This window comes from Leifsonia sp. NPDC080035, from assembly GCF_040050925.1.
Taxonomy (GTDB): Bacteria; Actinomycetota; Actinomycetes; order Actinomycetales; family Microbacteriaceae; genus Leifsonia.
In genome coordinates, this window is sequence record NZ_CP157390.1 from 3,795,907 (window position 1) to 3,820,960 (window position 25,054).

20 protein-coding genes are annotated in these 25,054 nt (G+C 70.7%); 8 read left to right on the plus strand and 12 right to left on the minus strand.

The features are described 5' to 3' along the window. Positions 1-28: 28 nt before the first annotated feature. Both AAME72_RS18420 and AAME72_RS18425 read right to left on the minus strand, forming a co-directional pair. Positions 29-925, minus strand: a complete 897-nt coding sequence (locus AAME72_RS18420) for a formylglycine-generating enzyme family protein (protein ID WP_348790173.1) — start codon at positions 923-925, stop codon at positions 29-31. A gap of 19 nt (positions 926-944) precedes the next feature. Next, the gene (locus AAME72_RS18425) at positions 945-1,565 is read right to left on the minus strand and encodes a helix-turn-helix domain-containing protein (protein ID WP_348787978.1); all 621 of its coding nucleotides are present in this window, start codon (positions 1,563-1,565) and stop codon (positions 945-947) included. 85 nt (positions 1,566-1,650) lie between these two features. On the opposite strand from AAME72_RS18425, the gene AAME72_RS18430 reads away from it, so the two are divergent. From AAME72_RS18430 to AAME72_RS18445, 4 genes are read left to right on the plus strand one after another with little or no spacing between them, the layout of a single operon-like run. Next, positions 1,651-2,991, plus strand: a complete 1,341-nt coding sequence (locus AAME72_RS18430) for an extracellular solute-binding protein (RefSeq protein ID WP_348787979.1) — start codon at positions 1,651-1,653, stop codon at positions 2,989-2,991. After that, positions 2,988-3,884 carry a sugar ABC transporter permease gene (locus AAME72_RS18435; protein WP_348787980.1) on the plus strand — a complete coding sequence of 299 codons (897 nt, stop codon included), beginning with the start codon at positions 2,988-2,990 and terminating at the stop codon, positions 3,882-3,884. The genes AAME72_RS18430 and AAME72_RS18435 overlap by 4 nt, the downstream gene beginning before the upstream one ends. Further along, entirely contained in the window at positions 3,881-4,798 is a 918-nt protein-coding gene (locus AAME72_RS18440; protein WP_348787981.1) for a carbohydrate ABC transporter permease, read from the plus strand. Before AAME72_RS18435 ends, AAME72_RS18440 begins: the two co-directional genes overlap by 4 nt. Then, positions 4,798-7,752, plus strand: coding sequence for a glycoside hydrolase family 2 TIM barrel-domain containing protein (locus tag AAME72_RS18445; protein WP_348787982.1), 2,955 nt, complete (start codon positions 4,798-4,800; stop codon positions 7,750-7,752). Before AAME72_RS18440 ends, AAME72_RS18445 begins: the two co-directional genes overlap by 1 nt. 49 nt (positions 7,753-7,801) lie before the next feature. Here AAME72_RS18445 and AAME72_RS18450 read toward each other — a convergent pair whose 3' ends face one another. Together AAME72_RS18450 and AAME72_RS18455 are read right to left on the minus strand one after the other, a co-directional pair. Beyond that, positions 7,802-8,782 (minus strand): aldo/keto reductase, encoded by a 981-nt coding sequence (locus AAME72_RS18450; protein WP_348787983.1) that lies wholly within the window; start codon positions 8,780-8,782, stop codon positions 7,802-7,804. Further along, a complete protein-coding gene (locus AAME72_RS18455; protein WP_348787984.1) occupies positions 8,779-9,165 on the minus strand; it encodes a MerR family transcriptional regulator in 387 nt (128 codons plus the stop codon). The genes AAME72_RS18450 and AAME72_RS18455 overlap by 4 nt, the downstream gene beginning before the upstream one ends. A gap of 70 nt (positions 9,166-9,235) precedes the next feature. Between AAME72_RS18455 and AAME72_RS18460 the strand changes: the two genes are divergently transcribed. Further along, a complete protein-coding gene (locus AAME72_RS18460) occupies positions 9,236-9,772 on the plus strand; it encodes a dihydrofolate reductase family protein (protein WP_348787985.1) in 537 nt (178 codons plus the stop codon). A 26-nt stretch (positions 9,773-9,798) separates the two neighbouring features. Here AAME72_RS18460 and dxs read toward each other — a convergent pair whose 3' ends face one another. The 6 genes from dxs to dut form a co-directional block, all read right to left on the minus strand. Continuing rightward, positions 9,799-11,757, minus strand: coding sequence for a 1-deoxy-D-xylulose-5-phosphate synthase (gene dxs, locus AAME72_RS18465; protein WP_348787986.1), 1,959 nt, complete (start codon positions 11,755-11,757; stop codon positions 9,799-9,801). Between the two features lie 79 nt (positions 11,758-11,836). Beyond that, entirely contained in the window at positions 11,837-14,695 is a 2,859-nt protein-coding gene (acnA, locus tag AAME72_RS18470; RefSeq protein ID WP_348787987.1) for an aconitate hydratase AcnA, read from the minus strand. 97 nt (positions 14,696-14,792) lie between these two features. Further along, on the minus strand, positions 14,793-17,168 hold the full coding sequence (locus tag AAME72_RS18475; RefSeq protein ID WP_348787988.1) for an HAD-IC family P-type ATPase: 2,376 nt from the start codon (positions 17,166-17,168) through the stop codon (positions 14,793-14,795). A 22-nt stretch (positions 17,169-17,190) separates the two neighbouring features. Continuing rightward, positions 17,191-17,937, minus strand: coding sequence for a DUF3159 domain-containing protein (locus AAME72_RS18480; protein ID WP_348787989.1), 747 nt, complete (start codon positions 17,935-17,937; stop codon positions 17,191-17,193). 8 nt (positions 17,938-17,945) lie between these two features. Further along, positions 17,946-18,590, minus strand: a complete 645-nt coding sequence (locus AAME72_RS18485) for a DUF3710 domain-containing protein (protein ID WP_348787990.1) — start codon at positions 18,588-18,590, stop codon at positions 17,946-17,948. After that, complete coding sequence (gene dut, locus AAME72_RS18490; RefSeq protein ID WP_348787991.1) at positions 18,587-19,045, minus strand: dUTP diphosphatase; 459 nt, start codon at positions 19,043-19,045, stop codon at positions 18,587-18,589. Before dut ends, AAME72_RS18485 begins: the two co-directional genes overlap by 4 nt. Positions 19,046-19,084: 39 nt before the next feature. Here dut and AAME72_RS18495 point away from each other — a divergent pair, with 39 nt between their 5' ends. Beyond that, the gene (locus AAME72_RS18495) at positions 19,085-19,549 is read left to right on the plus strand and encodes a DUF3093 domain-containing protein (RefSeq protein ID WP_348787992.1); all 465 of its coding nucleotides are present in this window, start codon (positions 19,085-19,087) and stop codon (positions 19,547-19,549) included. Positions 19,550-19,563: 14 nt separating this feature from the next. On the opposite strand, the gene AAME72_RS18500 is transcribed toward AAME72_RS18495, so the two are convergent. Then, positions 19,564-19,857, minus strand: a complete 294-nt coding sequence (locus tag AAME72_RS18500; protein ID WP_026307201.1) for a DUF4193 domain-containing protein — start codon at positions 19,855-19,857, stop codon at positions 19,564-19,566. A 207-nt stretch (positions 19,858-20,064) separates the two neighbouring features. Between AAME72_RS18500 and sepH the strand changes: the two genes are divergently transcribed. After that, positions 20,065-21,231, plus strand: coding sequence for a septation protein SepH (sepH, locus tag AAME72_RS18505; RefSeq protein ID WP_348787993.1), 1,167 nt, complete (start codon positions 20,065-20,067; stop codon positions 21,229-21,231). A gap of 78 nt (positions 21,232-21,309) precedes the next feature. On the opposite strand, the gene AAME72_RS18510 is transcribed toward sepH, so the two are convergent. Beyond that, positions 21,310-22,431: an alkaline phosphatase family protein gene (locus AAME72_RS18510; RefSeq protein WP_348790174.1), complete on the minus strand. Its 1,122-nt coding sequence runs from the start codon at positions 22,429-22,431 to the stop codon at positions 21,310-21,312. Positions 22,432-22,507: 76 nt separating this feature from the next. Here AAME72_RS18510 and AAME72_RS18515 point away from each other — a divergent pair, with 76 nt between their 5' ends. Then, positions 22,508-24,973: a DNA topoisomerase IV subunit A gene (locus AAME72_RS18515; protein WP_348787994.1), complete on the plus strand. Its 2,466-nt coding sequence runs from the start codon at positions 22,508-22,510 to the stop codon at positions 24,971-24,973. The last annotated feature ends 81 nt before the right edge of the window (positions 24,974-25,054 follow it).

Below are 25,054 nucleotides of genomic sequence, written 5' to 3' on the forward strand. Positions count from 1 at the left end.
TTCTGCGTGCGGGGAGGGGGTGGGGCGGTCAGGCGTCGGCGGCGCAGCGGAAGCCGATGTGGGTGGTCGCGGTGTCGTCGGCTTGGGGCGAGCGAGCGGCGGGGCGGAACCGGAAGCAGTAGTCGGGAGAGCAGAGGTACGAGCCGCCCTTCAGCACCCGGCGCGGGATGCGCGAGCCGGGTTCGGCACTCGCGGAGGACAGCAGATTGACGCGCCGCCCCGCATCCACCGCCTCCTCCCCCGGCACCACGTGCCGCGGGGCGTAGAAGTCGCTCGTCCACTCCCACACGTTGCCGATCAGGTCGTACAGGCCGTAGCCGTTCGCCGGGTACGAGCCCACCGGGGCGGTTCCGGCTCCGAACCGGCCGCGGTTGTCGTACGGGAAGCGCCCGATCCACGAGTTGGCCTGCGGCTCGCCGCCGGGATACGCGTCCTCGCCCCAGGCGAACCGGGCGCCGTCGACACCGCCGCGCGCCGCGTACTCGTGCTCGGCCTCCGTCGGCAGCCGCTTGCCCGCCCACTCCGCGTAGGCGGCGGCGTCCTCGTAGGCGACCTGGACGACGGGATGCCGCATCCGGTCGTCGATGGTGCTGCCCGGCCCCTCGGGGTGCCGCCACTGCGCTCCGGGCTCCCAGCGCCACCACTGCCGCCAGTCGCGCAGGTCGACCGGCCCGGGGGCCGGCGTGAAGACCATCGCACCCGGCACCAGGTCCTCGGGGGCGACTCCGGGGTAGTCCGCCGGGTCCATCGGCCGCTCGGCGACGGTCACGTAGCCGGTCGTGTCAACGAAGCGCGCGTAGTCCTCGTTGGTGACCGCGTGGCGGTCGATGCGGAACGCGGCGACCGTGCGTTCGTGCACGGGGCGCTCGTCGGGGTAGAACTCGTCGCTCCCCATCCGGAACGTTCCGCCGTCGATGCGCACCATGTCGTCCACGAAGGCCACGCTACCGGTCGCCGGCCGCATCCGGTGGGGGCAGGATCACGAGATCCAGGTAGGCGCGCAGCGCGGCCCCCGCGTCGATGAGCTCCGGCGTGTAGAGCCACTGCAGTTGGATGCCCTCCCAGAGCGCCACCACCGTCGCCGCGGCGAGGGCCGGGTCCACCCCGTCGCGCAGCCGGCCGTCCCGGCGCAGCGCGGCGAACTCGGCCGCGTACTCGTCGCGGAGCTGCGCGTACCGGCCGAGGAAGTAGTCCCGGCCGGGATGCCCCTCCGTCGTCGCCTCCGCCGAGAGCACGCTGTAGAGGGCGATCAGTCCGGGGATGCGCTCGTTGCGCTCCGCCTGCGCCACGATGTGGCGGTCGAACGGCAGTCCCCCGGGTACCGGCATCGTCCCGCCGCCGAGCTCGTCCCTGCGGCTCAGCACCGCGACCAGGAGCTCCTCCTTGCCCGTGAAGTGGTGTTGCAGGGCGCCGAGGCTGATGCCCGCGGCGGCCGCGATCTCGCGCAGCGAGGAGCCGTGGTAGCCGCGGGTGGCGAACTCCCGGTAGGCGACGTCGACGATCTGCTCGCGCCGCTCCGCGGACTTCGCGTACGGTCCGCGGCGGCGGACGGTCTGCTCTGACACGCCTCGAACCCCCAAATTAGGTCACTCGCATGGTTTTCGGTTACGGTCGAGCGTAGCCCATCCTCCCCACGACGAAGTGAAGGACATGACGCACCTGACCCGACGATCCCTGCTCAGCCTCGGCATGGCCGCCGGCGCGACGGCCCTCCTGGCGGGATGCTCGACGCCCGGCACCGGCACGGCGAACAGCGCTCCCCTCATCCGGCCCGCGGCGAGCGGCGAGAAGATCACGCTCACTTACTGGGCCTGGCTCAAGGACCTGCAGAAGGTCGCCGACGTCTGGAACGCGTCGCACCCGGACGTGCAGGTGGAGGCGGTGTGGATCCCGGGCGGCAACCAGGGCGGCTATCAGAAGCTCTACTCCGCGCTGGCCGCGGGCGGCGGACCGGACATCGCCCAGGTGGAGCTGCGCAGCGTCCCGGAGTTCATGCTCGTCGGCGGACTGGTCGACCTGTCCCGCTACGGCGCGAACGACTACGCGGACCGCTACGACCCGACGCTGTGGAGTCAGGTGAGCTACGTGGACGGCGTCTACGCCATCCCGCAGGACTCCGGCCCGATGGCCCTGTACCACCGGCCCGACCTGTTCGAGAAGGTCGGCGCGCCCGTGCCGTCCACCTGGGACGACTGGGCCGCGGCGGGAGCGGAGCTGAAGAAGGGCGGGGTCTTCATCGACGCGTTCAACTACAGCGACCCGTCCTGGTTCGCGGCGATCGCCGGGCAGGCGGGCGCGTCCTGGCTGAAGGTGGACGGCGACCGCTGGGTGATCGACATGACCGACGACGCCACGATGCAGGTCGCCCGCTTCTTCGACCGTGCGATCGACGCCGGGATCCTGCAGACCGGTTACGGCGACTTCTCCAGCGGCTGGTTCGCCTCCGCGGCCAAGGACGGGATCGCCGCGTGCGCGACCGCCAGCTGGGGCGACGCCCTCCTGGAGGGTGTCGCGGGAGGCGAGGGCAAGTGGCGGGTGGCGCCCCTGCCGCGCTGGGGTTCCGGCGGCTACGGCTCGAGCGCCCTTGGCGGATCCACCGCGGCCGTCCTCGCCAACAGCAGGCACCCGAAGGAGGCGCTGGAGTTCGCCGTCTGGATGACCACCAGCCCCGAGGGGATCGACGCGATGATCGAGCACTCCGGCATCGGCTGGTCGCCCGCGCGCGGCGAGATCGGCTCGTCGCGCGAGAAGCCATCGAAGTGGTTCGGCGGCCAGAACTACAACGAGGACGTCTTCCTGCCCGCCTCGACCCAGCAGAACCCGGACTGGTCGTGGTGGCCGATCACGCAGCAGTCGTTCAACATCCTCGCGGACGGGTTCCGCAAGAAGCCCGCCGGCCTCACGCTGGTGGATGCGGTCGCGCAGAGTGAGAAGGCGATCATCCAGGCATTCCGCGCCAAGGGCCTCAGCATCGAGAAGGCCCGCTCGTGACCCGCGGCACGGGCGTGCGCACCACCTGGGCGCCCTGGGCGCTGCTCGCGCCGTTCCTCGCGCTGTTCCTGCTGACCTTCATCCTGCCGATCGCGGTCGCCGTGGTGAGCAGCTTCACCCGCGTCACCCGGCACGGGCTCTTCGGCGAGAAGGGCGTGACCACCGAGTTCGCCTGGTTCGCCAACTACGCGCAGGCGCTCGGCAACCCCAACTTCATCGCCTCCATCGGCCGGGTGTTGCTGTTCGGGATCGTGCAGGTGACGCTGATGATCGCGCTCTGCACGCTGCTCGCCCTGCTGCTGGAGTCGGCGTCCGCCCGCTGGCCGGGCCTGTTCCGCGCGGTGTACTTCCTGCCGTACGGCATCCCCGGCGTGATCGCGACCATCCTCTGGTCGTTCCTGTACATCCCGGGGCTCAGCCCGCTGGTGGACCTCGGAAGCGCCTTCGGTCTGCACCTGGACTTCCTCGGGCCGGACACCGTGCTGTGGTCGATCGCGAACATCGTGACTTGGACATACACCGGCTACAACATGATGATCATCATCGCCCAGCTGAAGTCCATCCCGACCGAGGTCTACGAGGCCGCGAAGGTCGACGGCGCCGGCCCGTGGCGGGTGGCCCGCAGCATCCAGCTGCCGCTCATCCGGCCCGCGCTGACGCTGACCGTCGTCTTCTCGATCATCGGCACGCTGCAGCTGTTCGCGGAGCCCCAGGTGCTGCAGACCTCCTCCCCCGCGATCGACAGCGAGTACACGCCCAACCTCAGCGCGTACACGACGGCGTTCGCCTACAACGACTACAACGTCGCCGCGGCCCAGGCGGTGCTGATCGCCCTGGTCGCCTTCCTGCTCTCGTTCGCGTTCCTGCGCCTGACGAACCGGAGGTCCCGATGAGCGCCACGCTCGAGAAGCCCGCCACCATCCCCACCCGCGCCCAGGCGCCGCGTTCGGCGCACGACCGCTCGGCGGGCAAGCGCCCGGGGATGCGCATCCTCGTGACCGGCATCCTCGTGGTCGTCGCGATCTACTTCCTGGTGCCCGTGTACTGGGTGGTCGTGGCCGCGACCAAGACCACGCAGGACCTCTTCGCCAGCAACGGCTTCTGGTTCGCGGGGAATTTCGCGCTCTGGCACAACCTCTCCGAGGTGCTCGGCTACGACGACGGCATCTTCCTGCGCTGGCTGCTCAACTCGGTGATCTACGCGGGCATCGGCGCGCTGCTGGCGACGTACTTCGCCGCGGCGGGCGGATACGCCCTCTCGCGCTACACGTTCCGCGGCCGCGGGTTCGTGTTCGGGATGGTGCTCGGCGGCGTGCTCGTGCCGGGCACCGCGACCGCGCTGCCACTGTTCCTGCTGTTCAGCGACCTCGGTCTCGCGAACACGTACGGGGCGGTGCTGCTGCCCTCGCTGGTCTCGCCGTTCGGCCTGTTCCTCTGCCGGATCTACGCCGACGCGACGGTGGACACGGCCCTGCTGGAGGCGGCGCGACTCGACGGCGCCGGAGAGCTGCGGATCTTCCACACCGTTGGCCTGCGCATCCTCACGCCCGCGCTCGTGACGGTCTTCCTGTTCCAGCTCGTCGGGATCTGGAACAACTACTTCCTCCCGCTCGTGATGCTCTCCGACACCAAGCTGTACCCGATCACCCTCGGCCTGAACGCCTGGCGCGCCCAGACGGACCGGCTGCCCGAGTTCTACGAGCTCACCACCGGCGGCGTGCTGCTGTCGATCATCCCCCTCGCCGTCGCCATGATCGTGCTCCAGCGGTTCTGGCGCGGCGGCCTCACCGAAGGAGCCGTGAAATAGTGCTGACCCCCTCCTACCTCGCCGACACCGCGCCGGGCCGCGGCGCGCGCGTCGAACCGCGGTCGTGGTTGCACACCGACGCGCCGTCGCTCTCTCTGAACGGGCCGTGGCGGTTCCGGCTCTCGCCGCACGCCGCGCTGCCGGAGGACGTGGCGTCGCCGGAGCTTGACGACAGCGGCTGGGACAGCATCCCCGTCCCCGCGCACTGGGTGCTCGAGGGCGACGGGGCGTACGGCCGGCCGGCGTACACGAACGTGCAGTTCCCGTTCCCGATCGACCCGCCGCACGTGCCGGACGAGAACCCGACCGGCGACTACCGGCGCGGCTTCACGATGCCGGCGGACTGGCCGGCCGACGCGCGGGTCGCGCTGCGCTTCGACGGGGTGGAGTCGCTCTACCGGGTCTGGCTGAACGGCGAGGAGGTCGGCATCGCCACCGGCAGCCGGCTGGCGCAGGAGTTCGACGTGACCGGTCTCATCCGGGACGGCGCGAACCTGCTCTCGGTCCGGGTCCACCAGTGGTCGCCCGCCAGCTACCTGGAGGACCAGGACCAGTGGTGGCTGCCCGGCATCTTCCGCGACGTGACACTGGTGGCGCGACCGGCGGACGGGATCGAGGACCTCTGGCTGCGGACCGGCTTCGAGAACGGCGACGGCACGGTCCTCCCCGAGCTGGTCGCGGAGGAGGCGGCGTTCCCCGTGACGCTGCGCATCCCCGAGCTCGGCGTCGAGACGGTGTGGGCCAGCCCCGCCGCGGTGGCGCCGGTCGCCGTCGGCGGCGTCGAGCCGTGGACCGCCGAGACGCCGCGGCTCTACGAGGCGACGGTGGAGGCGCAGGGCGAGACCGCGACCCTCCGGCTGGGCTTCCGAACCGTGGAGATCCGCGGGGACCGGTTCCTCGTCAACGGACGCCGCGTGGTCTTCCACGGGATGAACCGGCACGAGACGCATCCCGAGCGCGGCCGCGTCTTCGACGAGCAGCACGCGCGCGAGGATCTGGCGCGGATGAAGCGGTTCAACGTCAACGCGATCCGCACCAGCCACTACCCGCCGCACCCGCGCCTGCTCGACCTCGCGGACGAGCTCGGCTTCTGGGTGATCCTGGAGTGCGACCTGGAGACGCACGGCTTCGAGACGGCAGGCTGGGCGCGCAACCCCAGCGACGACCCGGCCTGGCGGGAGGCGTACCTCGACCGCATCCGGCGCACGGTGGAGCGCGACAAGAACCACCCCAGCATCGTGATCTGGTCGCTCGGCAACGAGTCCGGCACCGGCACGAACCTCGCGGCGATGTCGGCGTGGGTGCACGCCCGCGACCCCGAGCGTCCCGTGCACTACGAGGGCGACTACACCGGCGAGTACACCGACGTGTATTCGCGGATGTACTCGACCATCCCGGAGACGGAGCAGATCGGCACGGACGGCTCGCTCGCCCCGCTGCTCGGCTGCACGCCCGCGCAGGGCGCCCGTCAGCGGACCAAGCCGTTCATCCTGTGCGAGTACGCGCACGCCATGGGAAACGGTCCGGGCGCACTCGATCAGTACGACGAGCTCACCCGCCGCTTCCCGCGCCTGCACGGCGGCTTCGTCTGGGAGTGGCGCGACCACGGCATCCTCACCGAGACCGCGGACGGCACCCCCTTCTACGCCTATGGCGGCGACTTCGGCGAGGTGGTGCACGACGGCAACTTCGTGATGGACGGAATGGTGCTCTCGAACGACGAGCCGACGCCGGGCCTGCACGAGTTCGCGGCCGTCGTGCAGCCGCTCCGGTTCGCGTTCGACGGGGGCGACCTGATCGTCGAGAACGACCGGCACACCGCGGACACCGCCGACCTCGCGCTGCGCTGGCGGGTGGAGCACGATGGGCGCACCGTCGCCTCCGGTGTGCTCGACGCACCGGTCGTCGCCGCCGGTTCCGGGGCCCGCATTCCGCTGCCGGCCGTCGAGGTCGCAGCCGATGCCGAGACGTGGCTGACGGTGGATGCGGTGCTCGCCGCCGACACCGCCTGGGCCCCGGCGGGGCACGTCGTCGCCACCGCCCAGCACGACCTGTCCGCCGCGCTTCCCCTGCCCGCCACCGTTCTGCCCTCTGGCTGGCGCACCGGCGACGGCACGTTGACGCTCGGCCCCGCGGAGTTCGAGGGGGGCCGACTGGTGCGGCTCGGCGGACGCGCGGTCTCCGGCCCGCGGCTCGAGCTGTTCCGCGCCCCGACCGACAACGACGAGGGCGCCGCGTTCAGCGACCCGACCGGCAGCGATGCCAGCGTGCCGGGGGTCTCCAGCGCGAGCCTGTGGCGCCAGCAGGGCCTCGACCGGCTCACCCGCCGGCTCGTGAGCGTCGAGGAGGCGCCGGGCGCGCTCCGCACGATCGAGCGGGTCTCGGCCGCGAACGCGGCACGCACCGTGACCGTCGAGACGGTGTGGGCCATCGCCGGGGATGCGCTGGAGCTGCGAGTCGAGATCGAGCCGTCCGCCGGGTGGCCGAGCGTCTGGCCGCGCATCGGCGTCCGCTTCGACATCCCGGACGCCGGCGACCCGATCGCGGGGGCGGAGTGGTTCGGCACCGGGCCTCTGGAGTCGTACCCGGACAGCATGCGCGCGGCGCAGGTCGGGCGGTACTCCGCGTCCGTCGCCGACCTCTCCGTCGAGTACGCCCGGCCCCAGGAGACCGGGCACCGCTCGGCGGTGCGCACGCTCGACATCGGCCCGTTCGCACTCGAGGTGCTCCCGGATGCGCGCGGGCGCCGCGCGGGGTTCTCGCTCGGGCGGCACACGCCGCAGCAGATCGCGGCGGCCGGCCACCCGCACGAGCTGCCCGAGACGGAGTCGACGGTGCTCATCCTGGACGCCGCGCAGCACGGCCTCGGCTCGCGGGCGTGCGGGCCGGACGTCTGGCCGACGCACGCGCTGCGGCCGGAAGCGCGCACGCTGCGCGTCCGCATCCGCGCCTGAACGCGACCGAGGGGCACGTCGCGACGACGTGCCCCTCGGTCATGGTGCGTCAGCGGTTCAGCGGGCTCATGTCCGCGTAGCGGTCTCCCACGGGAGCCGCGACCGCATCCAGGCGCTCGATCTGCTCCGGAGACAGCACGAGCTCGTCGGCCGCCACGTTCTGCTCCAGGTTCTCGACACGGCGGGTGCCGGGGATGGGCGCGATGTCGTCGCCCTTGGCCAGCAGCCACGCGAGCGCGACCTGGCCGGGCTTCGCGCCCGCCTCCTTCGCGACCTGGTCGACCTGCTCGACGATGCGGATGTTCGCCTCCAGGTTGTCGCCCTCGAACCGCGGGTTGAAGCGGCGGAAGTCGTCCTCGGAGAGCTCGTCGAGGCTGCGGATCGTGCCGGTCAGGAATCCGCGGCCGAGCGGCGAATACGGGACGAAGCCGATCCCGAGCTCGCGCACCGTCGGCAGCACCTCCGCCTCGGGGTCGCGGGTCCAGAGCGAGTACTCCGTCTGGATGGCCGTCACCGGGTGCACGGCGTTCGCGCGACGGATCGTCTCCGGTGCCGCCTCCGACAGCCCGTAGTGCCGGATCTTGCCCTCCTCGATCAGCTCGGCGAGTGCGCCGACGGTGTCCTCGATGGGCGTGCCCGGGTCCATCCGGTGCTGGTAGTACAGGTCGATGTAGTCGGTGTTCAGGCGCCGCAGCGACCCCTCCACCGAGAGGCGGACGTTCTCCGGCGACCCGTCGAGCCCGCGCTCGTCCTTCTGCCGGTGCAGGATGGTGCCGAACTTGGTGGCGATCACGACCCGGTCCCTGCGGCCGTCCGCGAACGCGCGGGCCAGCAGCTCCTCGTTCGTGTACGGCCCATAGATCTCGGCGGTGTCGAAGAACGTGACGCCCAGGTCCATGGCCCGGTGGATGGTGCGGATCGAGCCGGCGTCGTCCTGCCCCGCGCCGGTGTAGAACGCGGACATCCCCATGCAGCCGAGCCCCAGTCGCGAGACCTCGAGCGCTTTCGTTCCGAGAGTGATCTTCTTCATGCGTTCTCTTCTGCTTTCTGTCGGTAGAGACCGATCTTCACGTCGATGGCGGCGAGGCTCGCCGTCATCTCCTCGAGCTGCCGGACGACGGCCATCCGGTGGATGAGCAGCAGTTCCAGCCGCTCGCCGCTGGTGTCCTCGCCCCTGCGTGCCAGCTCGACGTAGTCGCGCATCCTGGCGATCGGCATGGCGGTGGAGCGCAGCCGGGTGAGGAAGGTCACCCAGGTCACGTCCGCCTCTGTGTAGCGCCGATGCCGGGAGGATGCGCGGCCGACCGGCGTCAGCATGAGTCCCTCGCGCTCGTAGTAGCGCAGCGTGTGGGCGGAGAGCCCGGTGCGCTCGGCCACGTCGGAGATGGAGAGCGCCGTGCTGGTCTCGGTCATACCGTCACGATAAGACTTCGAGCGCACTCGAAGTCAACTGCGCGTCGGTGGCCGCTGCTACCGTCGCGGCATGTCTCTCATGAAGTACTACGTCGCGTCCTCGATCGACGGTTTCATCGCCGACCCCCACGACCGCATCGACTGGCTGCTCCAGTTCGGGTTCGAGGAGTTCGACGAGCACTACCAGGCGTTCCTCTCCGGCATCGGCGCGCTGGTGATGGGTGCGACGACGTACGAGTTCATCCTCGGCGAGCCGGCGGCCGAGTGGCCGTACGCGGGCATCCCCGCCTGGGTGGTGACGCACCGGCAGCTCGCCGTGCCGGACGGCGCGGACGTCACCTTCTTCTCCGGCGACATCGCGCAGCTCGACACGGAGCTGCGGGACGCGGCGGGCGACCGCGACGTGTGGCTGGTCGGCGGCGGAGCGCTGGCGGCGCAGTTCGCCGCGCTCGGGCTGGTGGACGAGCTGCATGTCACCTACGTGCCGGTGCTCGTCGGCTCCGGAAAGCCCCTGCTGCCGGTCGCCGAGGCCAGCCGTCCGCTGGTGCTCGCCGGCACGAAGACGTTCCCGTCCGGTTCGGTGGAGCACGTCTACCGCTTCGCGTGACCCGCGGCCCGCGGCGGCGCCGCCCGTTACGCGCGGCGGTTCTTGGCGTTCTCGTCCACGGTGCGGTCGGCCAGGTCGTCTGCCGGGAGCGGCCGGGCGATCGGGACACGGCTGCCGAGCACCTGCGCCACGAGGTCGCGGGCGATCTTCTGCGGGGTGAGCCCGGCGTCCTCGAGGATCTGGTCGCGGGTGGCGTGGTCGATGAACTCGTCGGGCAGACCCAGCTCGTCCACCGCCGTGTCGATGCCGGCCTCGCGCAGGTCCTGCCGGACGCGCGTGCCGATGCCGCCGACCCGGATGCCGTCCTCGATCGTCACCACGATCCGGTGCTCCGCCGCGAGGCTCAGGATGCTCTTCGGCACCGGCACCACCCAGCGCGGGTCGACCACGGTCGCACCGATGCCCTGGGCGGCGAGCCGGTCGGCGACCTTGAGGCCGAGGTCGGCCATCGGCCCGACCGTGACGAGCAGCACATCCCGGCGGTCGCTCTCGCGCAGCACGTCCACGCCGTCGTCCAAGCGGCGGACCGCGTCGATGTCCGGCTGGACATTCCCCTTCGGGAAGCGCAGCACGGTCGGGGCGTCGTCCACGGCGACCGCCTCCGCCAGCTCCTCGCGGAAGCGCGTGCCGTCGCGGGGGGCCGCGAGCCGGATGTTCGGGACCACCTGCAGGATCGCGAGGTCCCAGATGCCGTGGTGGCTCGGGCCGTCCGGGCCGGTGACGCCGGCACGGTCGAGCACGAACGTGACGCCCGCCTTGTGCAGGGCGACATCCATCAGCACCTGGTCGAAGGCCCGGTTGATGAAGGTCGCGTAGATGGCGACGACGGGATGCAGCCCGCCGTAGGCAAGGCCGGCCGCGCTGGCCGCCGCGTGCTGCTCGGCGATGCCGACGTCGTGCACCCGGTCCGGGAAGCGCTCGGCGAATTTGTGCAGTCCGGTCGGCCGCAGCATCGCCGCGGTGATGCCGACGATCTTCGGGTTCTTCTCCGCCAGTCGCACCACCTCGTCGGCGAACACACCCGTCCAGCTCGGCTTGGACGAGCTGTCCACCGGCTCGCCGGTCTCCGGATCGATCTGCCCGACCGCGTGGAACTGGTCGGCCGCGTCGCGCAGGGCCGGCTCGTAGCCGCGGCCCTTCTGCGTGATGGCGTGGACGATGACCGGGGCGCCGTAGTTCTTCGCCTGGCGCAGCGCCTCCTCCATCGCCCCGATGTCGTGGCCGTGCACCGGCCCGATGTACTTGATGTCGAGGTTCGAGTAGAGCGCCTCGTTGTTGGAGAAGCGGCTGAGGAAGCCGTGCAGGCCGCCGCGCATCCCCCGGTAGAACGACTGACCAGGCGCGCCCAGCTTGTCGAAGGCCTTGCGGCTGGTGAGGTACAGGTTGCGGTACGTGCGGCGGGTGCGCACCGTGTTGAGGAAGCGCGCCATGCCGCCGATCGTCGGCGCATAGGAGCGGCCGTTGTCGTTGACGACGATGATGAGACGGCGGTTGTTGTCGTCGGAGATGTTGTTGAGCGCCTCCCACGTCATCCCGCCGGTGAGCGCGCCGTCGCCGACGACGGCGACGACGTGCCGGTCGTTCTGACCGGTCATCTCGAACGCACGGGAGATGCCGTCCGCCCAGCTGAGCGACGACGAGGCGTGCGAGCTCTCCACGATGTCGTGCTCGGACTCGGAGCGCTGCGGGTAGCCTGCAAGGCCGCCGCGCTGACGCAGCTGCGAGAAGTCCTGGCGGCCCGTCAGCAGCTTGTGCACGTAGGACTGGTGCCCGGTGTCGAACACGACGGCGTCGTGCGGGGAGTCGAAGACGCGGTGGATCGCGATCGTCGTCTCGACGACGCCGAGGTTGGGGCCGAGGTGACCGCCGGTCTTGGCGACGTTCGCCACGAGGAAGGCGCGCACCTCGCCCGCCAGCTGGTCGAGCTCCCGCTCCGTGAGCCGGTCGAGATCGCGCGGCCCGTGGATGGTTTCGAGAATGCTCATGGTTTCGAGTGTAGAACCGCGGGAATCGGAAGAGGCTCGGAACCATCAGTTCCGAGCCTCCCCCTTGACAACGGTCTGGTTACACCAGGCTCCGCAGCACGTACTGCAGGATGCCGCCGTTGCGGTAGTAGTCGGCCTCACCCGGGGTGTCGATGCGGACCACGGCGTCGAACTCGACGGTCTGCTTGCCCTCCGGCGAGTGCTCGCTCGGCTCGGCGACGACGTGCACCGTCTTCGGCGTCGTGCCCTGGTTCAGCTCCTCGAGCCCGGTGATCGAGAACACCTCGGTGCCGTCGAGGCCGAGCGAGTCCGCGCTCTCCCCCGCCGGGAACTGCAGCGGGACGACGCCCATGCCGATGAGGTTCGAGCGGTGGATGCGCTCGAAGCTCTCGGTGATGACCGCGCGGACGCCGAGGAGGCTGGTGCCCTTCGCCGCCCAGTCGCGGGACGAGCCGGAGCCGTACTCCTTGCCTCCCAGGACGACGAGCGGGATGCCCTGCGCCTGGTAGTTCTGCGACGCGTCGTAGATGAACGCCTGCGGGGCGTCCGCCTGCGTGAAGTCGCGGGTGTAGCCGCCCTCCACGCCATCCAGCAGCTGGTTCTTCAGGCGGATGTTCGCGAACGTGCCGCGGATCATCACCTCGTGGTTACCGCGGCGCGAGCCGTAGGAGTTGAAGTCCTTGCGGTCGATGCCGTGCTCGGTGAGGTAACGGCCGGCCGGGCTGTCCGCCTTGATGGAGCCGGCGGGCGAGATGTGGTCGGTGGTGACCGAGTCGCCGAGCTTCGCCAGGGCGCGCGCGCCGTGGATGTCGGTGATCGGGGTGGTCTCCAGCGTCATGCCGTCGAAGTACGGGGGCTTGCGCACGTACGTCGACTTCTCGTCCCACTCGAACACGGAGCCGGTCGGGGTGTCGAGCGACTTCCAGCGCTCGTCGCCCTCGAACACCGAGGCGTACTGGTGGACGAACATGCCCTCGTTGATGGAGGAGTCGATCGTCTGCTGCACCTCGGCGGCGTCCGGCCAGATGTCCTTGAGGAACACGTCGTTGCCGTCCTGGTCCGTGCCGAGCGCGTCGACCTCGAAGTCGAAGTTCATCGACCCGGCCAGCGCGTACGCGATGACAAGCGGCGGGCTCGCCAGGTAGTTCATCTTGACGTCCGGGTTGATCCGGCCCTCGAAGTTGCGGTTGCCGGAGAGCACCGCGGTGACGGCGAGGTCGCTGTCGTTGACCGCCTGCGAGATCTCGTCGAGCAGCGGGCCCGAGTTGCCGATGCAGGTGGTGCAGCCGTAGCCGACCGTGTAGAAGCCGAGCGCCTCCAGGTCCTGGGTGAGACCGGCCTTCTCGTAGTAGTCGGTGACGACCTTGGATCCCGGCGCCAGCGTGGTCTTCACCCACGGCTTGGCCTTGAGGCCCTTCTTCGCCGCGTTGCGGGCGAGGAGGCCGGCGGCCAGCATGACCGACGGGTTCGACGTGTTGGTGCACGAGGTGATGGCGGCGATCGCGACGGCGCCGTGGTCGAGGACGAAGTCTGCCCCGTTCGCGAGGGTCACCGGGGTCGGGTTCGACGCCGTCTTCGGAGCGTGGCTGTGGTGCGTGTGGACGTGCGTGCTGTGGTCGTCCTCCGGCTGCAGCTCACCCGGGTCGGACGCGGGGAACGACTCCGAGATGGTCAGGTCGACCAGGTCGTGGGAGATGTCGGCGTAGTCGGTCAGGTCCTTCTCGAACTGCTCCTTCGCGACCGAGAGCTCGATGCGGTCCTGCGGGCGCTTCGGGCCGGCGATCGACGGGACGACCGTCGAGAGGTCGAGCTCGAGGTACTCCGAGTACACCGGCTCGCTGGCCGGGTCGTGCCACAGGCTCTGCGCCTTCGAGTACTCCTCGACCAGCTTCACCTGCTCCTCGCTGCGTCCGGTGAGGCGCAGGTAGTCGAGGGTCACGTCGTCGATCGGGAACATGGCGGCGGTGGAGCCGAACTCCGGGCTCATGTTGCCGATGGTGGCGCGGTTGGCCAGCGGCACCTCGGCGACGCCGGCCCCGTAGAACTCGACGAACTTGCCGACGACGCCGTGCTTGCGCAGCATCTGGGTGATCGTGAGCACGACGTCCGTCGCGGTCACGCCGGTGGGGATGGCGCCGGTCAGCTTGAAGCCGACGACCTTCGGGATGAGCATGGAGACCGGCTGGCCCAGCATGGCCGCCTCCGCCTCGATGCCGCCGACGCCCCAGCCGAGCACGCCGAGGCCGTTGACCATCGTGGTGTGCGAGTCGGTGCCGACGCAGGTGTCGGGGTAGGCGAGCAGCTCCCCGTCGACCTCGCGGGTCATGGTGACGCGCGCCAGGTACTCGATGTTGACCTGGTGCACGATGCCGGTGCCCGGCGGGACGACCTTGAAGTCGTCGAACGCCGTCTGGCCCCAGCGCAGGAACTGGTAGCGCTCGCCGTTGCGCTCGTACTCGATGTCGGTGTTGCGCTCGAGTGCGTCCGGCTGGCCGAACAGGTCGGCGATGACGGAGTGGTCGATGACCATCTCGGCCGGGGCGAGCGGGTTGATCTTGTTCGGGTCGCCGCCGAGCGAGGAGACGGCCTCGCGCATGGTGGCGAGGTCGACGATGCAGGGGACGCCGGTGAAGTCCTGCATGATCACGCGGGCCGGCGTGAACTGGATCTCGGTGTTCGGCTCGGCCTTCGGGTCCCAGCCGCCGAGCGCGCGGATGTGGTCCGCGGTGATGTTGGCGCCGTCCTCGGTGCGCAGCAGGTTCTCCAGCAGCACCTTGAGACTGAACGGGAGCTTCTTGTAACCGTCGACCGTGTCGATCCGGAAGATCCCGTAATCCTTCGATCCGACGGTCAGCGTGCTCTTCGCACCGAAACTGTTTACAGCTGACACTGTGCCCTCTCCTTCGTCGGCAGGGGATGTCCCGCAAGCCGTGTCCATCTTTGTCGTGCGTCGAAGCGTGTTTCCACCAAGGTAAGCCTCAGTCGTCAAATCAGCTCGGGAAATATATCTTGACGTCGAGATAAATCTAGCACGGCTAGAGCCGGTCGAACACCAGGGCGCGCCGCCGGGCGAACCGGTAGAAGAGCTCGATCCCGGCCGAGCCGAGGGCGCCGACGACGACGCCCCACAGGAGCGGCAGGTCGAGCGTGAGGTGCATCTCGAAGAACGTCGAGGTGAAGGGCAGCACGCAGACCAGCACGAACGCCGCCGCGACGCCGCCGAGCAGCCCCCAGCGCCACGGCGTGAGCGGCCGGGTCAGCACGCACAGGATCCAGAGCGAGACGCAGAACAGCGCGACGGTCGTCACGCTGCGGGCTTCGTGCAGCGGGATCGCGCGGTGCAGCGGCGCGTACGCGACGACCGCCGTGAGTCCCGCGATGACCCCGGTCGGGATGGAGTACTTCAGGATGCGCGGCAGCACGCCCGGCGTGTAAATGCGTTTGTTGGGCGCGAGCGCGAGGAAGAAGGAGGGGATGCCGATCGCCAGCGTCGAGACCAGCGTGAGCTGGCGGGGCAGGAACGGGAACGGCCACAGCACCGCGGCGCTCACCAGCGCGAGCAGGATGCCGTAGACGGTCTTCGCCAGGAAGATGTTGGACACCCGCTCCACGTTCGCGATCACGCGCCGTCCGGAGGCGAGCACGTTCGGGAGCCGGTCGAACCGGTTGTCGAGCAGCACCAGGCGCGAGACCGCCTTCGTGGCCGCCGTCGCCGATCCCATCGCGATGCCGAGGTTCGCGTCCTTGATCGCCATCGCGTCGTTCACGCCGTCGCCGGTCATCGCGACCGTGCGCCCGGCGTCCTTGAGCAGGCCGACCGCCGCGCGCTTCTGCTCCGGGCTCACCCGGCCGAAGATGCTCGCAGTCGCCAGCGCGTCCGCGAGCTCCTCGTCCGAGCGGAGGGTGGAGGCATCGATCGCCTCGCCCTCCAGGTTCAGCGCGCGCGCGATCGCCTCGACCGTGACCGGGTTGTCCCCCGACATGACGACGACGCGCACGGCCTGCTCCCCGAAGTAGCCGAGCGTCTCCGCCGCCTCCGGGCGCAGCGTCTCCCCCAGCACCACGAGCAGAGCCGGGACCACGGCGACACCCGTCAGCGGGACGTGCGTACCGTTCGGGAGCGGGTCGAGCGCGCGGGCGAGCGCGAGCGTGCGGCGACCGGTCGCCGCGATCTCGGTCGCCCGGGCGAGCTCCTCCGCGTGATCGCCCAGCACGCGCTCCGGCGCGCCGAGCACCCACGAGGTCTCCTGGTCGTCGACGCGCATCGTCAGCCCGCTGTACTTGGTCGCCGAGCTGAACGGGATGCGCCTCTGCACCCGGAACCGGTCGCTGCGGAACCGCGTGGACAGGATGCCGGAGGTGGCGTTGCCGGTGTCGTCCGCGCCGAACGCGGCGAGCGCGACCTCGGCGAGCTCCTGCGGCACCCCGGAGCCGAGGGGCTCCGTGCGCTCCAGGGTCAGCTCACCGGTCGTCAGCGTCCCGGTCTTGTCCAGGCACAGCACGTCCACGCGAGCGAGCACCTCGACGGCCGCCAACTCCTGCACCAGCACCTTGCGCGCGGCGAGCTGGATGGCGGCGACGCCGAACGCGAGACTCGTCAGAAGCACCAGCCCTTCCGGGATCATCCCGACCACCGCGGCGACGGCGTCGCGCAGGGCCCGGCGCCACCGCTCGTCGACGAAGAGCTCGCTCCAGCCGCCGTAGGCGAGCACGCGCCCGATCAGGGTGATCAGGATGACCGGCCCGAGGATCCAGGAGAGGTAGACGAGGATGCGGTTGGTCGCGTCCCGCAGCTCCGAGTGCACGAGCGAGTGCCGGCGGATCTCGCTGGTCAGCTTGCTGGCGTAAGAGTCGGCGCCGACAGCGGTGACGACCGCGTACCCGGTCCCCGTCGCCACGTGCGAGCCGGAGAGCAGCTGGGCGCCCTCGTCCTTGAAGACGGGCTCCGACTCCCCCGTCAGAAGAGACTCGTCGAGGGAGAGGCCCGTGCTCTCGACGACCTCGGCGTCGGCGGGGATCTGGTCGCCCGGCCGAAGCACGAGCAGATCGTCCATCACCACCTGCTCCAGCGGCACGGTCACGACGACGCCGTCGCGCCGCACCCTGCTCTCCGGTGCCGCGAGCAGGGCCGCCTTGTCGAGCACGCGCTTGGCCCGCAGCTCCTGGACGATGCCGATCAGGGCGTTGACGACGACGACGCCGAAGAAGAAGCCGTCGCGCAGGTCGCCGAGCAGCACGACGACGACGAAGCACGCCGTCAGGATGCCGTTGAACAGCGTGAAGATGTTCTCCCGCAGGATGTCGCGCACCGACCGGGAGGTCGGCTGGCGCTGACTGTTCGCCCTGCCGTCCGCCATGCGCTCGGCGACCTGCGACGCGGTCAACCCCTCCCGCCTCCGCGCGTCGAGCATCCCCTCCCCCTTCCGGTACCCGTTACGCTGCGGACTTCGCCGGTGGTTTCTGCGGGAACTGCCGCTTCACGACGAACCACGTGACCAGCAGGAGCGGGGCGTACAGCGGAACGCCCATCAGCAGCTTGGTGAACGCGAGTGCGCTGGTGGCCTCCGGGGAGTGCGCGAGATAGAGCGGGACCTGCACCAGGAGCCGTGCCGCGAACAGCAGGAACCAGAGGAAGGTGAGCGCCTGCATCACCCGGAACTTCGACTTCACGCTGCGCCAGGCCAGACCGTCGCCCATCAGGTAGCCGGCGGCCAGGCCGATCAGCGGCCAGCGCACCAGGATGGAGAGGAGGAGCGCGGCGCCGTAGGCCGCGTTCGTCCAGATGCCGAGCAGGAAGTTGTCCTCGCCGCGGCCGGTGATCAGCGCGAGGATCGCCGAGACGCCCACGCCGATCAGGCCGGCCATCGCCTGCGTCACCGGCGTCTTGCCGACGATGCGCACGACGGTGAAGATCACAGCGACCGCGACGGAGAGACCGATCGAGAGCGGGACGTTCTGCGTGAACGTGTAGAGGATGAGGAAGACGAGGCCGGGCAGGATCGTCTCCAGCAGCCCGCGGACGCCGCCGAGCGCCGCAAGCAGCGCGTGACCCGTCGACTCGTCACCCTCGGGCAGCTGGCCGATGCCGGACTTGCGGGCCGCCCGCGCGATGGACTCGCCGAGGGTCGCCGCGAGCTGCTCGTCCTTCTCCGGCTCGGCCGGCTGGTGGTTCTCGGTCACGGTTCGCCCTAAAGAGAGGAGTAACCGGCGTCCGGGCCCGTGCTCGGCGCGGCCGGCATCCGCAGCGGGATGAGGTCGCGCGGCGGCATCGGAACGGAGCCGCGCACCACGACGATGCTGCGGAACAGGTCCTCGACGAGCGCTGCCGCGTCCGGCTTGACCGCCGCATCGCCCGCGATCACGCCGCGCAGGAACCAGCGCGGGCCGTCGACGCCGACGAAGCGAGCGACGCGGGTCTCCCCCGGCGCGCCCTGCGGGGCGGCGACGGGGATCTCGGCGACGAGCTCGGGTCCGAACACGCCGTCGCGCTCGCTCACCCGTCCGCCCTGACGCTGCACCTGCTCCGCGATCTGGCCGCGGATCTCGTGCCAGAGACCCGTGGAGCGCGGGGCCGCGAACGGCTGCACCTGCAGGGTGGAGTTGGCATAGTCGAGCCCGACGGCGACGACGCGCTGCGACTCCTCCTCCACCTCCAGGCGCAGGTGCAGTCCCTCGCGCGGAAGGATCTTGACCCCGCCGAGGTCGACGTAGGGGCGGACCGGATTCGCCTCGCTCTCGTCGAGCGGACCTTCGGTCGCGCGGTCCTCCGGGGCGGACTTCTCCGCGTCGAGCGGCTGCTCGAGCTCGCCGGGGGTGTCGCTGCTGTCGGTCAAGCGTGTTCTCCTGCCTGGGTCACGGTGTATCCGGACGAGCCGAAGCCCGCTGTGCCGCGGTGGCTGTCCGGCAGGGTGTCGACGGGGATGAACTGCGCGCGCGCGATCGGCATGACGATCAGCTGGGCGATCCGGTCGCCGACGGCGATATCGTACGGCATCGACCTGTCGGTGTTCAGGACGGTCACCCGGATCTCCCCGCGGTAGCCGGCATCCACGGTGCCTGGCGCGTTCACGATCGTGATGCCGTGCCGCATCGCCAGGCCGCTGCGGGGGACGACGAACGCCGCATAGCCCTCCGGCAGCGCGATCGAGACGCCGGTCGGCACGGTGTGCCGCTCGCCGGGGCCGAGCGTGACGGCCTCGGCGGCGCAGAGGTCGGCGCCGGCGTCGCCCGGGTGCGCATACGCGGGGACGAGCTCGGCGATGATCGGGACGTCGACGGTATCGGTCACGTGTCGAGGGTAGTGCAGAAGTCTGATCGAATAGGGGGTGTGAACAACAACCTGACCGGCGAGCTGTACCGCGAGCGCCTCTGGGCGACGCCCTGGCTCTTCATCTCCACCCTGCTCGTCATCCCCGCCGTGATGCTCGTCTTCGCGCCCATCAACTTCACCGTCGGAGTGGTGCTCGCGATCGTGTTCTATGCCGCGATCGTCGTCGCGCTGCTCGTGTCCGCGCCGACCGTCCGGGTCACCGCGACGGAGTTCCAGGCGGGCAACGCGCGCATCCCGCTCGAGTTCATCGGGGAACCGAAGGCCTTCACCGGCGACGCGGCGACCCTCGAGCGCGGCCAGCGGCTCGACGCCCGCGCCTGGCTGCTCATCCGCGGCTGGATCAAGCCGGTCGTGAAGGTGCCGGTGCTGGATGTGGACGACCCGGCCCCCTACTGGCTGATCTCAACAAGAAACCCGGACCGACTGGTCCGGGTTCTCGATGAGGCTCGACTCGCGTCGTAGCGTGCGTGCGTCGCTCAGGCGGCGCACTCCACGCAGATCGGCCCGAGCTTGGTCTCGTGGTCGATCTGCGAACGGTGCTTCACCAGGAAGCAGTTCACGCAGGTGAACTCGTCCGCCTGGGGAGGCAGCACGACGACGTCCAGGTCGAGGTCCGACAGGTCCGCGCCCGGCAGCTCGTAGCCGCCCGGGTTGTCCGCGTCCTCAACGTCGACAACACCGGACATCTTGTCCGGAACTCGCTCCTTGAGGGCCTCGATCGACTCGGAGTCGTCCTCGGTCTTCCGCGGTGCGTCGTAATCCGTTGCCATGCCCATCCACTTCTCGTTGCGTAACGGCCGATTCTCGCAATCGGCGGCCATAGTTTGCATCAATCGCCAAGGAATAGCAAAACCACGCAGGAGCCTCTCAGCGATTGCTCGGTTGTCAACTTCCGGCACGCCAGAGGTATTCCCTGGAAACCCCCCATTCCCGTGGCATCCTGGCCCAGAACGAACGCGAGCTCGGAAGGCATCCACATGCAGGATTTGAAGGTCATCGGGGTCGAGAACGGTGCGATCGTCGCCGTCGGCGACGACGGTGAGCGGTTCCGCATCGCCGTCGACGACACGCTGCAGTCACGGATCCGTCAGGCGCGCCAGAACGCGTCCGCCGAGGCGCCCAAGTTCTCGCCGCGCGAGGTGCAGGCGCACATCCGCTCTGGCATGTCCGCCGAAGACGTCGCCGCCGTCACCGGAGCGCCCCTGGAGTACGTCCAGCGGTTCGAGGGACCCATTGTCGCCGAGCGCGAGCACATCGTCGCGAGCGCTCTCAGCGTCCCCGTCCACACCACGGTCGAGGTCGACCCGATGGGCGAGGGCGACACGTTCGGATCGGTCATCCGCGAGCGGCTCGCCTCCCTCGGCGTCTCCGGGGAGCGCTGGGCGAGCTGGAAGGACAGCGAGACCGGCTGGATCGTGAAGCTCGAGTTCACCGCCGACGAGATCGACCACGACGCGCGCTGGACGTACGACGCCCGCAAGCACTCGCTCGCGCCGCTGAACTCCGAGGCGACCACGCTCTCCCAGGCGGGCGAGCTGCGCGGTGGCGCGCTCATCCCGCGGCTGCGCGCGGTGCTGCCGCACGAGGGCGAGCCGGACACCTCCCGCTTCGACAGCGGGGCGTTCACGTTCCCCGCTCCCCCGACCGACCTGCTGGGCCCGGAGATCACGCAGCCGATCGAGCCGCTCGTCCCGGGCCGCGCCAGCAACTCCATCGCAGTGTCCGCCATCAAGCGCGCGGACGACGACACCCCGCGCGACCTGCACCAGACCGCCGACCTGCTGGAGGCCCTGCGCCGCCGCCGGGGCGAGCGCGAGCAGGCCGGCTACGAGGAGCGTCCGCCGGCGGAGCCGCCGCTGCAGACCAGCGCGTTCGACGAGCAGCCGACGCTGCTCGACCCGACGCCGCCGACGCCGCCGACGCCTGCCCCGTTCCGGATCGTCGAGGAGTCGATCACGCTGATCGATGTGGAGCCCGCGCCCGCGCCGGCCGCCCAGACGCCGCCCGCGTCGACTCCATCGTCGTCGCCCTCTCCCGGCCCTGCCGAGTCCACCGCGCCGTCCGGCCGCAGGAAGGGCCGCGCGGCGATGCCGAGCTGGGACGAGATCGTCTTCGGCGCCCGCACGGACGACGACCTGGCCTGACCGCGTCGTCGAAGGGCACGTCGTTGTCGCTTTCGCGCGCGAAAAGCGACAACGACGTGCCCTTCGGCGTCTCTGCGCCTAGGCGCCGAAGCGGAGCAGGGGGACGCGGGTCTCCTCGGCGGTGAGCGAGCCGTGCTGGCCGATCATGTTGCGGCCGGTGCGCTGCGGGTCCCGCCCGTCGTAGTAGGCGATGCGCTTGCGCGCCGCGACGAGCACATCCCCGATCCGCGGCGCCACCTCGGGATGCACGGCCGGGCCGAACCACCCGGCCTCGATCGCCTCCGCCCGCGTCGCCACCCACGCCCGGTCGCCCTCGCTGTCCCGCCAGCGCGAGGCGACCGCGGCCGCGTCGGGCTCGCCGCGCTCGGTGTAGAGGTGCAGCATCCGCGGCTCCCCCGCGACGTCCAGGATGCCCTCCAGCAGCTCCGGCGCCCCGTCGTAGAGCACGTGCCCGGTCTCGGGGACGTCGATGATGCCGTGGTCCGCCGTCAGCAGCACCGCACGGCGCGGGCCGAGCCGGCGGACGAGCCCGGCGACGAGGCCGTCCAGCGTCTCCAGGGCGGTGGTCCACTCCGGCGACTCCCAGCCGCGCGCGTGCGCGACCTGGTCGAGCTCGGCCACATACAAGTAGGTGAGGCCGGGACCGGACGCGGCGAGCACCTGCTCCGCCGCCTCGAAGCGCTCCGCGGGCGTCCGGCCGCCGATGAACCCTGCGCCGCGCAGCGCGGCGGCGGTGAACCCGGACCCCGCGTACTTCGGCAGCCCGATCGCAGTGGAGGTCACCCCCGCCTCCGCGGCACGCTCGAAGACGGTGCGGGACCGCTGCCAGGTCGCCGGGTCCATGAGCTCGTCCCAGCCGCTCAGTTGGTTGGTGAGCCGGCCGGCGCCGTCGCGGACCCGGTAGCCGACCATCCCGTGCTCGCCCGGCGTCGTCCCCGTCGTCAGCGTGGTGAGCGCGGCCGCCGTCGTCGTCGGGAAGCCGGAGTCGATGGTCGTGGCCTTGGTGAGCGCCGGCGCGAGCGTGCGCGCGTGCCCCGCGCGTGCCCGGAGGGCCGCGGCGCCGAGGCCGTCGACCACCACGACGAGCACGTGCTCCAACCGCGGCAGCCCGAGCGCGTTCTCCGCGCCGCACAGGGCCGCCAGGGAACTCGGCAGAACCGTGGCGAGGCTCGCCCTCGTCGTGAACGCGGCCGGTAGCATGGGGGACATCCGGCCCAGTCTGACACAGCCGGACGGGACGGACCGGTCCGTCCCGCACGCCGAGACGAATGCACGAATGACACCACCAGACGACCAGGCCGCCGAACGCATCGAAGACGTCGACGTCACGACCGAGATGCAGGGATCGTTCCTCGAGTACGCGTACTCCGTGATCTACTCCCGGGCCCTTCCCGACGCCCGCGACGGCCTGAAGCCCGTGCAACGGCGCATCCTCTACATGATGACCGAGATGGGCCTGCGCCCGGACCGCGGTCACGTGAAGTCCGCGCGCGTCACCGGCGAGGTGATGGGAAAGCTGCACCCGCACGGCGACAGCGCGATCTACGACGCCCTGGTGCGCATGGCGCAGGACTTCACCCTGCGCGTCCCGCTCGTGGACGGTCACGGCAACTTCGGCTCCCTCGACGACGGCCCCGCCGCCGCCCGCTACACGGAGGCGCGCCTCGCGGCCGCCGCGCTCGCGATGACGGAGGACCTCGACGAGGACGTCGTCGACTTCGTCCCGAACTACGACAACCAGCTGCTGCAGCCGGACGTGCTGCCGGCCGCCTTCCCGAACCTGCTCGTCAACGGCGCGAGCGGCATCGCGGTCGGCATGGCCACGAACATGGCGCCGCACAACCTCATCGAGGTGGTGGGCGCCGCGCGGCACCTGCTGGAGAACCCGGACGCCACCCTCGACGACCTGATGGCCTACGTCCCCGGCCCCGACCTGCCGAGCGGCGGCACCATCGCCGGCCTCTCGGGCGTGCGGGACGCGTACGCGACCGGCCGCGGCAGCTTCCGGATGCGTGCCAAGGTCGCCGTCGAGTCGATCACCGCCCGCAAGAGCGGTCTGATCGTCACCGAGCTGCCCTACATGGTCGGCCCGGAGAAGGTGATCGAGAAGATCAAGGACGGCGTCAACGCGAAGAAGCTGAACGGCATCTCCGACGTCACCGACCTCTCCGACCGTCAGCACGGCCTGCGCCTCGTCATCGGCATCAAGACCGGCTTCAGCCCGGACGCCGTCCTGGAGCAGCTCTACCGGCACACCCCACTGGAGGAGGGCTTCGCGATCAACAACGTCGCCCTCGTCGAGGGCGGACCGCAGACGCTGGGCCTGCGGGAGCTGCTCCGCGTCTACCTCGATCACCGGGTGCGGGTCGTCACCCGACGTTCCGAGTTCCGGCTCGCCCGGCGCAAGGAGCGCCTGCACCTCGTCGAGGGCCTGCTCGTCGCGATCCTCGACATCGACGAGGTCATCCAGGTCATCCGCACCTCCGACGACACCGACCAGGCGCGCACGCGCCTGCAGCAGGTCTTCGACCTCAGCACACTGCAGGCCGATTACATCCTCGAGCTGCGTCTGCGCCGCCTGACCAAGTTCTCGCGCATCGAGCTCGAGACCGAGCGCGACCAGCTGCGCGCCGAGATCGAGGAGCTGGAGGCGCTGCTCGCCAGCCGCAAGCGCATCGAGGAGCTGGTGTCGGACGAGCTGGAGCAGGTCGCCGCGAAGTTCGGCACCCCGCGCCGCACGCTGCTCACCGAGGCGAAGCCGTCGATCGCGGGAGCGTCGCGCGGCAAGGCGATGACCGTGCAGCTGGAGGTGGCGGACGTGCCCTGCCGCGTCTTCCTCTCCACCACCGGCCGCATCCTCCGCGTGGACGCCGGGGCCGGCGAGGACCAGGGCCTCGACCGCATCCAGGCGCCCGCGCGCCGCAGCAAGCACGACGCGATCCTCTCGCAGCTGGACACCACCAGCCGCAGCGAGATCGGCGCTGTGACGAACCGGGGCCGGCTGCTCCGCTTCTCCCCCGTCGACCTTCCCGCGGCGCCGGTGAACTCCATCCAGCTGGGCGCGGGCGTCAAGGTGGGCGACTACCTGGCACTGGCGGACAAGAAGGAGCGGATCATCGCGATCGTCTCCCTCGACGCGCCCCGCGCGATCGCGCTCGGCACACGGCAGGGCGTCGTCAAGCGGGTCACCCCCGGCGACTGGGCGAACAAGCCGGAGTTCGAGATCATCGCGCTGAAGGCCGGCGACGAGGTCGTCGGCGCGGTGCAGGGCGAGGACACCGACGACCTGGTCTTCGTTTCGAGCGACAGCCAGCTGCTGCGCTTCCCCGCCGCCTCCGTCCGCCCGCAGGGCCGGGCGGCCGGCGGCATGGCGGGCATCAACCTGGGCGCGGACGCCCGGGTGGTCTTCTTCGGCGCCGTCTCGGCCGCGGAACGGGAGGACGCCGTCGTCGTCACCGTCGCCGTGAGCGACCAGACGCTGCCGGGTGCCGATCCCGGCAGCGGCAAGGTCAGCGACTACGCGGAGTTCCCCGCCAAGGGCCGGGCGACCGGAGGCGTCCGCTCGCAGCGCTTCCTCAAGGGCGAGACCGAGCTGGCGCTCGCGTGGGCAGGTCCCGCGCCCGCACTGGCCGTCGGCCCGGACGGCGCCGCGCGCGTGCTTCCGGAGGGCGGCGCCCGTCGCGACGGCTCCGGCACCCCACTCGACATGATCGTCGGCTCGGTCGGCCGCCGCATCGGCTGATCGTCCCGCACGAGCCGCCTCGGATTCGGCGCAGCGCTCCTCCCTTTCCGGAGGTGCTGCAAACGGAGGAGATTGCACCGC

Bases quoted from the DNA above. Each gene is read 5' to 3' on its own strand.
- AAME72_RS18420 (WP_348790173.1), bottom strand. From the start codon at position 925: ATGGTGCGCATCGACGGCGGAACGTTCCGGATGGGGAGCGACGAGTTC.
- AAME72_RS18460 (WP_348787985.1), top strand. From the start codon at position 9,236: ATGTCTCTCATGAAGTACTACGTCGCGTCCTCGATCGACGGTTTCATC.
- AAME72_RS18510 (WP_348790174.1), bottom strand. From the start codon at position 22,431: ATGCTACCGGCCGCGTTCACGACGAGGGCGAGCCTCGCCACGGTTCTG.
- acnA (WP_348787987.1), bottom strand. From the start codon at position 14,695: ATGGACACGGCTTGCGGGACATCCCCTGCCGACGAAGGAGAGGGCACA.
- AAME72_RS18515 (WP_348787994.1), top strand. From the start codon at position 22,508: ATGACACCACCAGACGACCAGGCCGCCGAACGCATCGAAGACGTCGAC.
- AAME72_RS18455 (WP_348787984.1), bottom strand. From the start codon at position 9,165: ATGACCGAGACCAGCACGGCGCTCTCCATCTCCGACGTGGCCGAGCGC.
- AAME72_RS18440 (WP_348787981.1), top strand. From the start codon at position 3,881: ATGAGCGCCACGCTCGAGAAGCCCGCCACCATCCCCACCCGCGCCCAG.
- AAME72_RS18500 (WP_026307201.1), bottom strand. From the start codon at position 19,857: ATGGCAACGGATTACGACGCACCGCGGAAGACCGAGGACGACTCCGAG.
- dxs (WP_348787986.1), bottom strand. From the start codon at position 11,757: ATGAGCATTCTCGAAACCATCCACGGGCCGCGCGATCTCGACCGGCTC.
- sepH (WP_348787993.1), top strand. From the start codon at position 20,065: ATGCAGGATTTGAAGGTCATCGGGGTCGAGAACGGTGCGATCGTCGCC.
- AAME72_RS18430 (WP_348787979.1), top strand. From the start codon at position 1,651: ATGACGCACCTGACCCGACGATCCCTGCTCAGCCTCGGCATGGCCGCC.
- AAME72_RS18475 (WP_348787988.1), bottom strand. From the start codon at position 17,168: ATGCTCGACGCGCGGAGGCGGGAGGGGTTGACCGCGTCGCAGGTCGCC.
- AAME72_RS18450 (WP_348787983.1), bottom strand. From the start codon at position 8,782: ATGAAGAAGATCACTCTCGGAACGAAAGCGCTCGAGGTCTCGCGACTG.